A 15,657-nucleotide genomic window follows, 5' to 3' on the forward strand; every position below is an offset into this window, starting at 1 on the left:
TTTTGTAGAAGGTTAGAAAAGGCAATAGTCGGTTATATAACAAAAATAGATTTAATTATCGACATATTAATTGACTATTAGTCAATTTTTTATTTTTTATTTTAAGCTTTTTAAATTTACATATAAGAAAAAGCCTGTTAGTATAAAAGCTATGATATCTGCACATGGTTGAGAAAACCAAAGTCCATCCAATTTAAGGAAAATAGGGAGTATTAGTATAAGAGGTATTAAAACAACAACTTGTCTTAATAAACTTAAAAACATAGCAATTTTAGCTTTGCCAATAGCTTGAAAATAATTTGATGCAACTATTTGGAAGCCTATTATAGGTAAAAACATCAAATCTATTTTTAAACCTCGTGCTCCAATATTAATTAAATCTAAATCGTCTTTAACAAATAAACCAATTAAAGTTTTTGGAAATAGTTGAACACATAAAAAACCTAATATAGCAAGACTGGTAGCAGAAAATATTGCTAATTTAAGAGCTTTTTTAACTCTACCATAAGATTTTGCACCATAATTGTAACCTATTATTGGTTGTACACCTTGGTTTATACCAAACATAGGCATAAAAATAAGCATAGCTATACTGTTGATTATTCCCATTGCAGCAACGGCTAAGTCTCCTCCATAGGTATATAAACCTTTATTATATAACATTACAACTGCACTAGCTGCAACTTGCATAGCAAAAGGGGACATACCTATAGCGAAAATTTGTTTTATAATGTTAAATTTAAGTTTTAAATTTTCTATTTTGATTTTAAGAACACTTTTACTTTTTTTATTTACAAAATAGTTCATTACCCATATAGTGTTAAATGTTTGAGATATTACAGTAGCAATAGCAGCTCCTTGAATACCTAATTTAAACACAAAAATAAAAATTGGATCTAGGATTATGTTTACTATAGCTCCCAAAAGCATTGTTAACATAGCCATTTTAGGATTACCTTCAGAACGTATACTGTTATTTATTCCAAAACCAATATTTTGAAGAGGTGCACCTAATAAAATTATTGAAATATATGTTTTAGCATAAGGTAAACCTTCTGGACTAGCACCAAGCGTTATAAGAATTTGATTTAAAAATAGTATTCCCAAAATACCTACTAAACTAGAAATTATTACATCTAAAGTAAATGAGTTTCCTAAAATTATTTCTGCCTCATCTTTTTTTGTTCACCTAGTTTTAAGGATATTAATGCAGAAGAACCTATTCCAACAAGCATACCAAATGCCATTATTATGGTTGAAATTGGTAATGTGGTTGCTAAGCCTGAAAGTGCATATTTACCTACTTTAGGGATATGTCCTATATAAATTCTATCTACAATATTATATAAAGCATTTACAAGCATTCCTATAATAGCAGGTATTGAAAATTTCCAAAGTAATTTTCCTATTTTTTCACTACCTAATTTTTCAGATCTATCCATAAATTCAACCTCCTTATTTGTTTATATATGTAAAAAGAAAAAAATAATAACATAGATGAACTATATCATATTTTTTTATAGAAAGTAAAGTATAATAAAAGAAATATAATGAATTTACAGAATCTCGTAAATATATATTTAAATTTAGACTTTAGAAAATAAAAAAAATGTGGTAGAATGAAAATTAATGTTAAAAGTGAATATGATTTCTTATCAAGAGCGGCTAAGGGACAGGCCCTATGAAGCCCGGCAACCTAGAGATATTTCTGTGGTGCTAATTCCTGCAAGTAAATTTACTTGATAGATAAGAGGTAAAGTATAAACTTCTTGTTTGTCTACAAGAAGTTTTTTTGTTTTTAAATAAAAAGGAGGCTAACAAATGAAAAGAAATACAGAAAATAAGGGGAATTTGTGGGCGCTTTTGCCTTTATTTGTTTTTTTACTTATGTATTTAGTTACTTCAATTAGTATTGGTGATTTTTATAAGATGCCGATAACTGTAGCGTTTCTTACAGCGGCTTTAACAGCACTTATCATTAATAATAAGAAAAGTATAAATGAAAAGGTAGAAGTATTTTGTAAGGGTGCAGGAAATTCAAATATAATTTTAATGTGTTTAATATTTATTTTGGCAGGTGCTTTTGCTCAAGTTGCCAAAGATATGGGAGCAGTAGACTCTACTGTAAATTTAGGGCTTTCTATTCTTCCGGGTAATATTCTAATAGGAGGAGTTTTTATTATTGGATGTTTTATTTCATTATCTATAGGAACATCTATGGGTACTATAGTAGCTATAACTCCTATGGCTATTGGAATTGCACAGAAAACAGGTATACCAGTAGGACTAGCATTAGGAGCTGTTATAAGTGGCTCTATGTTTGGTGATAATTTATCTATGATTTCTGATACTACAATAGCGGCTACCAGAACTCAAGGTTGTGAGATGAGAGATAAATTCAGGACAAATATATATATTGCTCTTCCTGTTGCTGTTGTTACTTTAATAATTTTTATATTTATTAATAAATCAGGAAGTGTTACATTAAGTCAAAATTATTCCTATAGTATTATAAAAGTTATTCCGTATTTAGCTGTATTAATAGCAGCGCTTATAGGTATAAATGTGATAAAAATTTTAGTAGGAGGAATTATTTTTACAGGGGTTATAGGTATATTGACTAAAAGTTTTGACATATGGGGATTTGTAAATTCTATTGGTAAAGGAATATCAGGCATGTCTGAACTTATAATAATTTCTATTTTAATTGGTGGAATGGTAGAACTTATAAAGTACAATGGAGGAATTGATTTTATATTAGGATTTATTAAAAGTAGAATTAATAGTAAAAGAGGTGCTAAATTTGGAATAGCATTATTGGTATCAATAGTGAATTTATGTACTGCCAATAATACTATAGCAATTGTTATGGCAGGTCCTATTGCTAAGGAAATAAGTGATGAATATAATTTGGAGCCGAGGAAAGTTGCAAGTCTTATGGATATTTTTTCTTGTTTTTGCCAAGGGATTATACCTTACGGAGCACAAATTCTTGCAGCAGCAGGTCTTGCAGCAGTTTCACCATTTTTGATAATTAAGTTCTTGTTCTATCCTTACTTATTGGGAATCACAGCTATTATAGCAATAATTTTTTCAAAACTATAAGTTAAAGATTCAACTTTTGCAGAGGAAAGATTACAGTTGATAGTTGACAGTAAAAAATACTGCTTAGCCAAGGAAAATGATATATGCGTAAGAAACATTTAATATCAGTTAAGAATTAATAATTAAAAATTAATAATTAAGGTTGATTTTTGCTTTAGCAAAAATTTTAAATTATATATTAGTTATTTTGCCCTAAGGCAAAATTTCCTTAATTATTAACTATTCATTATTAACTATTAATTATCTTTAAGGTAAAAGGTTTCTAAGCAATATATCATTTCCCTCAGCGGCTATTTTTCATCTGTAAAAGGTGTTCTTAACTGTCAACTATTCATATACTATGTTTTAGCAATTTTCTTATAAGCCGACAAAGTGTCTTTTGCGGTTTTTTTCCAGGTCAAAGAACTAGATTTTTCAAAGCCTTTTTTGATTAATAAATTTGAAAAATTAGTATCTTCTAATACTCTAATCATAGAATTACATAACTCATCAATATTATTAGGATCTATAAAATATGCAGCATCTTCTAAAATTTCTGGTATAGAAGTTCTGTTAGAGGTAATTACAGGAGTACCACAAGCCATTGATTCAATAGGTGGAAGACCAAAGCCTTCATAGAAAGAAGGATATACAAATAATTTAGAGGCATTATAAAAGTAAGGCAAATGTTTAATTGGAATAAAACCAGTAAATAATACATCATTTTCAATATTCAAATCTATAGAACGTTTTTTATATAAACTAAATGACTTACCTTTTTTTCCACCTATTACAAGCTTTATATTGCTTTTGTAGAAAGATTTAAATAAACTAAACGCTTCTATAAGTCCAATGATATTTTTCCTAGGACTAAAACCACCTATATAAAGAATAAAATCATTATTAATACCATAGTATTTTTTAATTAAATTTTTGCATGTATTTTTATCTAATGGTTTATATATATCTTCATTTGCAAGATAAGTTACATAAATTTTTTTCCCTGGATAGTTAAAAGCTTTTATTATATCCATTTTAGAGTATTGAGAGACAGTTATTATAGCATCACTATGAGATATAATTTTTGGAATTTCTTTATTAAAAATTTTTAAATAAGTATCGCTTACTGTTTCAGGCATTTTGTAAGGTATAATATCATGAAGAGTTATAACAAAAGGACAATTTTTTTTATGAGGAAGTCCAATGCCATTGTGAGGAACATGATAAAGAGAAAAATTTTTAGATGTTAACTTATTAGGAAAGCTAACTTCATTCCAAAAATTATCTTCATTTCTTTGTAATGTATTTTTTATAGTAAAATTTTTATTAAATGGTATGTAGTTTTTAACACTTTCAGACATAAAAAGGGTATATTCATTGATATTATCAATTTTATTTAGAAAATTAATGAGTTGAAATGAATAAGTTCCAATTCCTGTTCCTCTATACCATTCTGCAGCTCTAGAATCTATGGCTATTTTCATTACATATCTCCTTTAAAATTATTTTCTTATATTTAATTTTATTACAATTTATGTTAAATTTATGTATAGAAAATAAAGTATAAATTTATAAAATTACACATATAGATTAAATGGGGGTGATAAGAATGATGAGAGAATTTGAAATAGAAAGACAATTTGATGTTAAGATTCACAGTATAAAACCCAATAAAGGAGTATATTGCTTAAAAACGAATAAGGGAGTAAAGTGTTTAAAAAAGATTAATTATGGTATTCAAAAGCTTTATTTTGTATATGGAGCTAAGGAGCATCTAATAAAAAATGGTTTTACTAGTATAGATAGATATTGTTTAAATACTGAGGGTGAACCTTATGCTTTAGTTAATGAAGATATATATACTCTTTCTGAATGGATTGATGGAAGAGAATGTGATTTTCATAGTAAAGAAGAAGTTGCGAAAGCAGCACAAAATTTGGCTAAAATGCATTTAGGAACAGAGGGATATGAACCACCTGAAAACAGTAAATTGAAAAGTGACCTAGGCAGATGGCATTATCTCATGGAAAAACGTATAAAAGGGTTAGATAAGATGAGAAACATAGGTAGAAAGAAAAAGAGTAAAAAAGGTGAGTTTGATCTAGCTTACATTAAGAATGTAGAATTTTATAAAAAATTAGGTCTCAGAGCAATAAATATTTTGAAGGATTCACAATATGATAAACTTTGTGAAATAGCAGAACAGAAAAAGAGTTTTTGTCATCATGATTATACTTTTCATAACATAGTAATTGATAATTCAGAACAATTTAATGTAATTGACTTTGATTATTGTAAAAGAGAATTAAGAGCATATGATATATCTAACTTTATGATAAAGGTTTTAAAAAGAGTGGAATGGGATATTGAATATGCTAACTTGATTATTAAAGAATACAATTCTATAAGTCCTTTAAAAGAGGAAGAATATAGAGTGATTTTTGCATTTTTACTTTTCCCTCAAAGATTTTGGAGATTATCAAATAGATATTATTATAATGAAATAAATTGGATACAAAATACATTTGCTAAAAAGATAGAAAAATTAGAAAATGAAAAAGATAATTATATAAGATTTATTGAAAATTTTAAGAAAGAATACAATCAGAAGGAAAGTATATAACTTTAAAAATTGTTATTCTAGTTTGGTAAGGCCAATTACAGCAATGCTTTTGGGGTAGATGGAAATTAAATGAAAAGTAAATTAAGATAGAGCTTATGTCTTTTTATAAGATATAGGCTCTATTATTTTTTTACTATGAATGTAAACTTAAATTCCCAAAATATAATAGTTAACATATAATTATAGTATAGAATTATTTGAACAATAATTAAGAATTCAACTTTCTCAGGTGAAAAATAGCCGCTGCGGGAAATGATATCTTGCTTAGAACTTGTAAACTTTGTTCAAATGTTTCTTACGCAATATATCATTTCCCTTCGCTAAGTAGTATTTTTGTCCTCCGAAAGTTGAATACATAGTAATAACGAGAGGGGTATAAAATTATAAGATGGGTATTTTGAATATAAGTAAATTATGTAATATAAAATTTATGATTTTTATATTTTTTATATTTATAATAGTAGTAGATCAGTATTATAAGTATAAAATGGAAAAAACATTATTGCATGGAATTACTAAAAGTTTTTGTAGAGATAAAATTATACTGATGCTTGTAAAGAATACTGGTGGAGCATTTGGGGTTTTAGAAAACAACTTAAAAATAATAATACGACTTTCTATAATAGGATTATTGTGTTTGAGTGCATATTTATTAAATATACTGCAATATGGAGAAATGTATTTAGTTAAGGTAGGTATGATATTCATGATAGGCGGAGGGACAAGCAATTTAATAGATAGAATACTTAAAGGTTATGTTGTAGATTTCATATATTTTAATATAAAAAAATTCCCTGTGTTTAACATAGCAGATTTTTTCATAATAATAGGAAGTATAATGATTATTATTGGAGCAGTGTGATAGTAAAATAACTCAATTTTGCTGCTGCGGAAAATGATATATTGCTCTGAAACATTTCACTTCAGTAACAAGTTCTAAGCTTTACTCATATTGAAAAAAGATTTTTTAATTAATATTCCATAGGAATCAGTAATTAAAAAATAACTTTTTTCAAATTCGTAAAACTAAGAACTTGTAAACTTTGTTCAAATGTTTCTTACGCAATATATCATTTTCCTTCGCTAGACAGTATTTTCTTACTGCAATTATTCATTTTTAATTATTAATTTTTAATTGTTGTTAAGTGTATAATTTTTATATTATTTGAAAATGTGTTAATATAATATATGTTATGTGAGTTAAAAAATGATAATTCAATAGTTGTAGTTTTTCAACTAACAATTAACAAGTATGTATGCAGATTTTTTATGCAACACATGTCTTTGTTTTTATAAGAAAGTTGAATTGATAGTTATAAAAATAATAATAAATTAAATAAAGAGTAGAAGGTGTAAAGATGAATAAATTATCAAGAAATGATTTGTGTTGGTGTGGAAGTGGTAAAAAATATAAGAGATGCCATTTGGAACAAGATGCAAAGTTAATGGCTATGGCACAAGAAGGTCATATAATTCCTACTAGAGATTTAATAAAGACTCCTGAACAAGTAGAAGGAATTAGAGAGAGCGGTAAAATTACTAAAGGTATATTAGATATGGTAGGAGAAAAAATAAGAGCAGGGGTAACTACTGATGAGATAAACACATGGGTACATGAATATACTATCAAGCATAATGGTATTCCAGCTCCATTAAATTATATGGGATATCCTAAGAGTGTTTGTATATCAATTAATGATGTAATATGTCACGGAATACCAGATGATACTGTATTGAAAGATGGAGATATTGTAAATGTAGATGTAACAACTATATTAGATGGATACTATGCTGACGCTAGTAGAATGTATATAATAGGTGAAGGATCAAAAGAAGCTACTAAATTAGTAAAAGTTGCCAAAGAATGTTTATATAAAGGAATAGAGCAAGTTAAGCCTTTTGGAACATTAGGTGATATTGGATATGCTATTCAGAGTTATGCAGAAAGTAATGGTTATTCAGTAGTTCGGGATTATGGTGGTCATGGTTTGGGAATGAAATTTCATGAAGAACCTTTTGTAGCTCATGTAGGAAAAAAGAATACTGATATGGTATTAGCTCCAGGAATGGTTTTTACTATTGAGCCTATGATAAATGAAGGAACTTATAAATGTAAAATTTTGAAGGATGATTGGACAGCTGTTACAGCAGATGGAAAATTATCAGCTCAATGGGAACATACATTAGTTGTAACAGAAGATGGATATGAAATATTGACTTAGATTAATTATTTGATTAAATGTAAATAAAGGTTTCTAAATTTCAAAGGTAGTAAAAAGCCAGAAGTTTAGAAATCTTTTTCTTTTATAGTTATTTGTACATCATATGTATATTATTCCATAAAATGGTTAGAATCATATATATACATATGATATCAAACAGGTTAGAAGAAAAAATACTTAGAGGTGTGTTATATGAAAATATTAGATATTAGAAGTGGTAAAGAAAAAATATACAAGCCAATACAAGAGGTTAACAATAAAATAATTTGTGAGCAAATAAAACGTATAGGATATAAATTTCCTGAACATAGAGTTTTTGATTACTATGTTTATGATAATAAGACTAAAGGACTTAGAAAATTGAGAAAAAACAATGATAGAATACAATATGGTACAGTTTATAATAAAAACATAGAAGGAGAAAATTGTATATATTATTTAACAAAAAAGAGAAATATTATATATGATGAGTATGATGTTTATAAGATAGATTTAGATACAGAAAAAGAAAGTAAAATTTTTAAATTTAAAATAGAAAACAAATATTCTGAAGTAAAGATAGAGGTGCTTACAGATAATTATATATGTGCATTTGCAAAAGAGCCTATTAATTGGGAGAATGAAATAGAAATTGATAATTTTGAAGATTCACAGTATGGATACTCGTGTGGATACTTATTTGAGATAGACACAAAAAATGCCTATGAGATAAATGACCAAAGTTTATTAAAAGGCGTTAAAGATGTATTTTTTAAAACTAATTTTGGTAGTGAAGAATGTATCATATATGAAGAAAACTATATAGAAACTTGGGAAAAAGAACAGGAGTATGAAATGTTTGTAAAATATAAAAAATATCATGAAAGTCAAATGCATAAGTTTTTTTATAAAGATAGTTTAAAGGTTATTCCTTTAAAAAAATTTATAGAACAGGTTAAAAATGGTGTTTTAAACTTAGAATTTTATGAGTTAGCTACAAGAGGATATGAAGGATATGAATTGTTTTATGGAGTAGATAGGGAAAATATATATTGTATACTCAAAGATTTCGATAAAATGAATGAAGAAAAAGTTGTATTTATAAATAGAGATACTTTGAAAAGAAAAGTATTTACTATTACAGATGAAACTGAATTTGACGAAATAACAGGAGATATTTTAAATAACACAAGATTTTCTTATAGCTTTGAAAATAAATATAAAGGAGTTTTTGCACAGAAATTACGTAATAATAATGTTACAAAGGTAAAAGAAGTAATGAATGGACAAATAGAATATTCTTATCCAGTAGATTTAGGATTAACAAAGGAATGTTTAGAAGATAGATATTTAGTGACTTATAATCAATATAGTATTTATGAGCCATACACGAATATAATTGATATGAAAAATAATAAAGTTAAAAAGTATAAAGCATTTTTTAAAATTATAGGCGACAAGGTAATTTTATTTTAATAAAAGAGGAGAATTCTATGGGATTTATACAGGTAGAGGATATTGAGAATTTAAGTAGTGAAAAGATAGATAAATTGTATAAAAATTATTATAATCCAATTCGATATGAGTTTTTTAAATCTATAGGTGTAGACAAAAATTTTGTTTGTGCTAAAGGAATGTATGTATATGATGAGGAGGGTAATAAATATTTAGATTTGTTAGGAGGTTTTGGAGCATTAAATTTAGGTCATAATTGTAGTGAAGTATTTGATGCAATTGATAAGTTTAAAAATAGACCTAATATGCTTCAAACGTCTAAAAATACAGTGGCAGCTGTTCTTGCCAATAATATAAATTATATAACAAATAAAAATTTTAGGTATTGTTTCTTTACGAATTGTGGAACTGAAACTGTAGAGGAGGCTATAAAGACAGCGGCATTATATACAAAAAAAGGAACTATAATTTATTGTAAAAATGGATATCATGGAAAAACGTTAGGAGCAATTTCTGCTCTTGGTACGGAAGAAAAATATAATTATTCACCTTTATTATTTGATTTTATTGAGGTACCTTTTGGTAATATAGATTCTATACGAGAGAAAATAAATCATAATGAAGTAGCAGCTGTATTAGTTGAGCCAATTCAAGGTGAAGGAGGAATTGCGATTCCTTCAAAAGAATATTTTAAGGAGTTAAGAAAGCTGTGTAATGAAAGTAATGTGGTTTTTATTATGGATGAAATTCAAACCGGTCTTGGTAGATGTGGTTCAATGTTTTGTTATGAAAAATTTAATGTAGTTCCAGATATTTTATGTCTTTCTAAGTCATTAAGTGGTGGTATTATTCCAATTGGATGTATGTGCGTAAAAAATAGTATATGGGATGATACTTATGGAAAAATGAAATATGGGCTAATTTTAGGAAATACTTTTGGTGGAAATACATTAGCATGTGCTGCAGCAATTAAAACGTTAAGTTTAATACAAGAGAAGAATCTTTCTAAGAATTCTGAGGAAGTGGGAAAATATTTGTTGAATAAATTAGAAAAATTAAAATGCAAATATGACATTATAAAAGATGTAAGAGGAATGGGACTTATGATAGGAATTGAATTTAACGATGTGAAGGGTATACTTCCAAAAGGTATAACTAAAGTGATAATTTCAAAAATAATATCAGAATTAATGAATAAATATCATATAATAACAAGTTTTACAATAAACAATCCTAATGTTTTAAGAGTAGAACCTCCATTAATTATAAATAAATCTGAAGCAGATTATTTTGTGGATTGTTTAGATAGGTTATTAAAAGACAATGATAGTATTAGTAAACTCACAGTAAGTGGGGTAAAAAATATTGCAAAAAATTTAATTTAAGCAAAGTTTAAGTTATAACTCAACTTTCGCAGATGAAAAATAGCCGCTACGGGAAATGATATCTTGCTAGGAAACATTTGCTCAAATTACTTTACAAAGTAATCCTAAGGTTTAAAAATTTGTGTTGACACAAGTGTCTAGAGCCTGTGAAGTAAATATCTATATAGTATTAGGAATCGTGTCACTTCAGTAACAAGTTCTAAGTCTTACTCATGTTCAAAAGGAGATTTTCTAAAAAATATTCCAGAGGAATTAATTATCAGAAAATAACTCTTTTGAAATTCGTAAGACTAAGAACTTGTAGAATTTGTTCCAATGATATCCTATATACTATATAGATATTTACCACAGGCAATAAGTTTTAGTTTATAATATAAAAATATTACATAAGTACACTGTAAATTTTTAGACCAAGAATTACTAATTGTTTGTTCAAATGTTTCTTACGCAAGATATCATTTCCCTTCGCTAAGCAGTATTTTTGTCCTGCGAATGTTGAGTTATTAATTGTTGTTAAATGTTTCTTATGCAATATATCAGTTCTCTTAGCTAGATAGAGTTTTTACCGCAAAGGTTGAATTAAATAAATTTTAATTAAATAAATTTTAATATTATTTTGCTAACAATGAAAATTTGAATAATCATAATTAAAGGAATGCCAATTACAAATTTTTGGTGTTTAGTTTTATGTCTAAATAAGTACATACCTATGAATATCCCTAAACTTCCTAAAATTAAGGCTATCATAAATAAGTTCTTTTCTGGAATTCTCCATTTATTATGTTTAGATTTATATTTATCTAAAAACATTAATAATACACCGTATAAGTTTATTAAAATTAAGTATATGATCAAAAATTTCATGCTTACCTCTCCTTGAATTATTAATTAATTCAACTTTCGTAGGTGGAAAATAGCTGCTACGGGAAATGATATCTTGCTTAGAACTTGTAAACTTTGTTCAAATGTTTCTTACGCAAGATATCATTTCCCTTCGCTAAGCAGTATTTTTTTACTGCGAAAATTGAGTAATTAACTATAATTTTATTGTTTAATAGATATAAATTTAATTTAAAAATATTAGTATAAGTAGGATTTTGGATTCAGACGGAGTTTTCTATATGCTTTACATACATATTTTGTATACAGGCAACAAGGAATAACTTGAAGAGATTAAATTATAGTTAATATAATTAGTATAAATTTATTTCCATGTTTATAATTGTAATTGTAAATCATAAATTCAATTTTTAAAAGTAAAAATGAAAGAATTATGGGAATAATAAATTTTTACAATAAGATTTATAAAAAGTAATGTATAATGTAATTAGTTTACTAGTAGATTTTCAAATTTTAAATTGTGAAGGAGATATGAAATGAAAGTACTTTATTATGACTGTTTTTCAGGAATAAGTGGAGACATGAATTTAGGCGCTATGATAGATTTAGGTGTAGATAAGCATTATTTAATAGATGAATTATCAAAACTTAATATAAATGAGGAATTTAAAATACAGGTAAGTAGAGACATGAGGAAAGGAATAACTGGTACAAAAGTAGATGTTATTTTAGAACATGAACATCAACAACATCATCATCAACATAACCATGTACATAGAAATTTGAAGGATATAGAAAACATAATTAATTCTAGTAGTTTAAATGAAAATGTTAAAAAGATTAGTTTAGATATGTTTATGAAAGTTGCAAAGGCTGAAGCAAAGGTTCATGGGAAGGAATTATATGAAGTACATTTTCATGAAGTGGGAGCTGTTGATTCAATTGTAGATATTGTTGGGGCAGCTATATGTTTAGATTATTTAAATGTGGATAAAGTAATGGCATCTTCTATAGAATTAGGAGGAGGATTTGTTAAATGTGCACATGGAGTAATTCCAGTTCCTGCTCCAGCAACAGTAGAAATATTAAAAGGTATTCCTGTAAAATCCGGTATTGTACCTTTTGAAACTACAACTCCTACAGGAGCAGCTATTATAGCGACTACAGTTAATGAATTTACAGATAATAAAACTTTTAACATAGAAAAAGTGGCTTATGGTATTGGTGGTAGAGATACAGAAATTCCAAATGTGCTTAGGGTATTTTTGGCAAGTATAGAGAATAATAATGATGAAACTAGCAAAGTTTATTGTGAAAATGATACATGTTTTGTACTAGAAGCGAATATAGATGATATGAATCCTGAAATATATGATTATGTATATGAAAGGCTTTTTAGTAAAGGTGCGTTAGATGTTTATATGAATTCAATAGTTATGAAAAAAGGTAGACCTGGAGTAAAACTAAGTGTTTTATGTAATGAAAAAAACAAAGAGGAATTAAAAAAAATAATTTTAAGTGAAACTACTACTTTAGGTGTTAGAGAACATGAAACTAGAAGAACAATTTTAAGAAGAGATTTTGATAAAATAGATACTATATATGGAAAAGTTACAATTAAAAATGCTTATTTAGGTGATAAGGAAATTAAGGTTAAGGCAGAATATGAAGAGTGTAAAGAATTAGCATATAAAAATAATGTGTCAATAAATGAGATATATAAAGAAGTTTCTAAAAACTTAAATAAAAAGAAGTAAAAAGGTGATATATTATGGAAAATGATAAAAATGAATATAATAAATATTTAAATGAAAAATACATAAATTTAGTTAACTATATAAAAAAAATGAGAAGTTGTATTTTGGCATTTTCAGGAGGAGTAGATAGTACTTTTTTACTTAAAGCAGCACATGAGGCATTAGGTAATAATGTACTAGCTGTAACTATAAGTACTCCATATATACCTAGATGGGAAATAAAAGAAGCTGAAGATTTTACAAAAAACTTAGGAGTAAAACATGAGTTTATACAAACTGAAATTGTAGATTCAATAAAATATAATCCAAAGGATAGATGTTATTTATGCAAAAAAACTATATTTTCAAAAATAAAACAATTAGCTCAGGAAAAAGGATATGAATACATTTTAGATGGAACAAATTTTGATGATACAAAAGATTATAGACCAGGAATGAAGGCACTGAAGGAGTTAGGAGTGAGGAGTCCTTTACTTGAAAATGAATTTACAAAAGCTGAAATACGACAAGCTTCAAAAATATTAGAATTAAGTACATGGAAAAAACCAGCTTATGCATGTTTACTTTCAAGAATTCCATATGGAAATGAAATTAGAATTGAAGATTTAAAGAAGATAGAAAAATCGGAGAAATATTTGATAAGTATAGGTTTTAAAGCTGTAAGAGTTAGATGTCATAAAGACATAGCAAGGATAGAAATTGCAGTTGAAGATATGAAGAATATTTTTAATATAGAAGTAATGAATAATATTGTAAGCAAATTAAAAGAATATGGTTTTAAATATGTTACATTAGATATGCAGGGATATAGAGTTAGTGGTATGGAATTATTAGAGAAATGAAGAAATGAGGGTGATATTTTGAACGTAGAAGAGATTAAGACTTTACTTGAAAAGGTTAAAGGTGGAGATATAGAAATACAGGAAGCAGTGGATATATTTAAAGATTTACCTTATAAAGAATTAGGATATGCCAAAATAGACAATCATAGAGAGATTAGAGTTGGGTATCCAGAAGTAATATATTGTGAAGGAAAAACGGTAGAACAGGTAAAGGGAATTGTACAGTTCATGAGCACAAAGAATAGTAACATTTTAGCAACTCGTGCAAACTATGAAATGTATAAAGCAGTAAAGAAAATATGTAATGAAGCAGAGTACAATGAACTTGCTAGAACTATAATTGTAAGAGAAAAAGAAGTTACAGTTACAGATACATATATAGCAATAGTTACTGCAGGTACATCAGATATTCCAGTAGCAGAAGAAGCGGCTGTTACAGCAGAAATATTAGGGAATAAGGTGGAAAAGGTTATTGATGTAGGAGTAGCAGGTATACATAGATTATTTGATAAAATTGATATTATAAGAGGAGCTAAGGTAGTAATAGTAGCAGCAGGTATGGAAGGTGCACTTGCAAGCGTAGTAGGAGGACTTGTAGATAAACCTGTTATTGCAGTACCAACTAGTGTAGGATATGGAGCAAGTTTTAAAGGGCTTACTGCACTTTTATCCATGCTTAATAGTTGTGCTAGTGGAGTAAGTGTGGTTAACATAGACAATGGATTTGGAGCAGGATATCTCGCAAGTATGATAAATAAATTATAAACTCAACTTTCGCAGGTGAAAAATAGCCGCTGCGGTAAATGATATCTTGCTCAGAAACCTTTCACTTCAGTAACAAGTTCTAAGCTTTACTCATATTGAAAAAAGATTTTTTAATTAATATTCCATAGGAATCAGTAATTAAAAAATGACTTTTTTCAAATTCGTAAAACTAAGAACTTGTAAACTTTGTTCAAATGTTTCTTACGCAATATATCATTTACCTTCGCTAGGTAGTATTTTTGTCCTGCGAAAGTTGAGTTATAAAGTAATAGTTGACATTGTATGTTTTTTATAGTACAATTCTTGAAACAAAACAATTATTTATAAAGTATCTATGATGGGAAGAGTAAGTATTAGTAAGTACTATAAGCGAGTTAGAGATGGTGAAAGTCTAGCAGGAAAAGTAATACTGAAGGACGTCCCTGAGAAGTTTATCTGAAAGCTTTAAAGTTATTAGGATAAAACGGTTTTCTACCGTTAAAAGGAGCAAAGTGGATCTTAATAAGATTAAAAAGGATGGTACCGTGGGCAAACCCTCACTCCTAAAAGGAGTAAGGGTTTTTTTATTTAATAGTGTCAATGGTATTAATTTAAATATATCTTATAAAGGTTAATTTGGGTGGTACCGCGGAATTTTCGTCCCTTAAGAATAACTTCTTAAGGGATTTTTTTATGACAACTGTTATTTAAAAATTCAAAATTTTC

The 15,657-nt window shown here is 27.2% G+C and carries 11 protein-coding genes, 1 pseudogene, 1 riboswitch and 1 other annotated feature; of the genes and pseudogenes, 9 read left to right on the top strand and 3 right to left on the bottom strand.

The features are described 5' to 3' along the window. Positions 1–96: 96 nt before the first annotated feature. Positions 97–1,442, bottom strand: a pseudogene (locus ACFIJ5_RS04265) (MATE family efflux transporter). Between the two features lie 207 nt (positions 1,443–1,649). Beyond that, positions 1,650–1,753: riboswitch (SAM riboswitch) on the top strand. Positions 1,754–1,821: 68 nt separating this feature from the next. Between ACFIJ5_RS04265 and ACFIJ5_RS04270 the strand changes: the two are divergent. Next, positions 1,822–3,105, top strand: a complete 1,284-nt coding sequence (locus ACFIJ5_RS04270; protein WP_379804198.1) for a Na+/H+ antiporter NhaC family protein — start codon at positions 1,822–1,824, stop codon at positions 3,103–3,105. A 338-nt stretch (positions 3,106–3,443) separates the two neighbouring features. Here the strand turns inward: ACFIJ5_RS04270 and ACFIJ5_RS04275 are convergent, their stop codons facing one another. Beyond that, positions 3,444–4,568, bottom strand: a complete 1,125-nt coding sequence (locus tag ACFIJ5_RS04275) for a glycosyltransferase family 4 protein (RefSeq protein WP_379804200.1) — start codon at positions 4,566–4,568, stop codon at positions 3,444–3,446. Between the two features lie 125 nt (positions 4,569–4,693). Between ACFIJ5_RS04275 and ACFIJ5_RS04280 the strand changes: the two genes are divergently transcribed. The 5 genes from ACFIJ5_RS04280 (at position 4,694) to ACFIJ5_RS04300 (ending at position 10,748) form a co-directional block, all read left to right on the top strand. After that, positions 4,694–5,707, top strand: a complete 1,014-nt coding sequence (locus ACFIJ5_RS04280; RefSeq protein WP_379804203.1) for a CotS family spore coat protein — start codon at positions 4,694–4,696, stop codon at positions 5,705–5,707. A gap of 430 nt (positions 5,708–6,137) precedes the next feature. Further along, positions 6,138–6,569, top strand: coding sequence for a signal peptidase II (lspA, locus tag ACFIJ5_RS04285; protein WP_404661152.1), 432 nt, complete (start codon positions 6,138–6,140; stop codon positions 6,567–6,569). 496 nt (positions 6,570–7,065) lie between these two features. Further along, positions 7,066–7,929, top strand: coding sequence for a methionyl aminopeptidase (locus ACFIJ5_RS04290; protein ID WP_379804207.1), 864 nt, complete (start codon positions 7,066–7,068; stop codon positions 7,927–7,929). Positions 7,930–8,121: 192 nt separating this feature from the next. Next, positions 8,122–9,384, top strand: a complete 1,263-nt coding sequence (locus ACFIJ5_RS04295; RefSeq protein WP_379804210.1) for a hypothetical protein — start codon at positions 8,122–8,124, stop codon at positions 9,382–9,384. A 17-nt stretch (positions 9,385–9,401) separates the two neighbouring features. Then, positions 9,402–10,748, top strand: coding sequence for an aspartate aminotransferase family protein (locus ACFIJ5_RS04300; protein ID WP_379804213.1), 1,347 nt, complete (start codon positions 9,402–9,404; stop codon positions 10,746–10,748). Between the two features lie 594 nt (positions 10,749–11,342). On the opposite strand, the gene ACFIJ5_RS04305 is transcribed toward ACFIJ5_RS04300, so the two are convergent. Beyond that, positions 11,343–11,612, bottom strand: a complete 270-nt coding sequence (locus ACFIJ5_RS04305; RefSeq protein WP_379804215.1) for a DUF1294 domain-containing protein — start codon at positions 11,610–11,612, stop codon at positions 11,343–11,345. Positions 11,613–12,124: 512 nt separating this feature from the next. Here ACFIJ5_RS04305 and larC point away from each other — a divergent pair. From larC to larB, 3 genes are read left to right on the top strand one after another with little or no spacing between them, the layout of a single operon-like run. Beyond that, entirely contained in the window at positions 12,125–13,345 is a 1,221-nt protein-coding gene (gene larC, locus ACFIJ5_RS04310; RefSeq protein ID WP_379804218.1) for a nickel pincer cofactor biosynthesis protein LarC, read from the top strand. A 14-nt stretch (positions 13,346–13,359) separates the two neighbouring features. Further along, positions 13,360–14,187, top strand: a complete 828-nt coding sequence (gene larE, locus ACFIJ5_RS04315) for an ATP-dependent sacrificial sulfur transferase LarE (protein WP_379804221.1) — start codon at positions 13,360–13,362, stop codon at positions 14,185–14,187. An 18-nt stretch (positions 14,188–14,205) separates the two neighbouring features. Further along, positions 14,206–14,952 (top strand): nickel pincer cofactor biosynthesis protein LarB, encoded by a 747-nt coding sequence (larB, locus tag ACFIJ5_RS04320; RefSeq protein ID WP_379804224.1) that lies wholly within the window; start codon positions 14,206–14,208, stop codon positions 14,950–14,952. A 325-nt stretch (positions 14,953–15,277) separates the two neighbouring features. Beyond that, positions 15,278–15,499, top strand: a binding site (T-box leader). The last annotated feature ends 158 nt before the right edge of the window (positions 15,500–15,657 follow it).

Origin of the sequence: Haloimpatiens myeolchijeotgali (assembly GCF_042688525.2) — a bacterium.
Taxonomy (GTDB): domain Bacteria; phylum Bacillota; class Clostridia; order Clostridiales; family Clostridiaceae; genus Haloimpatiens.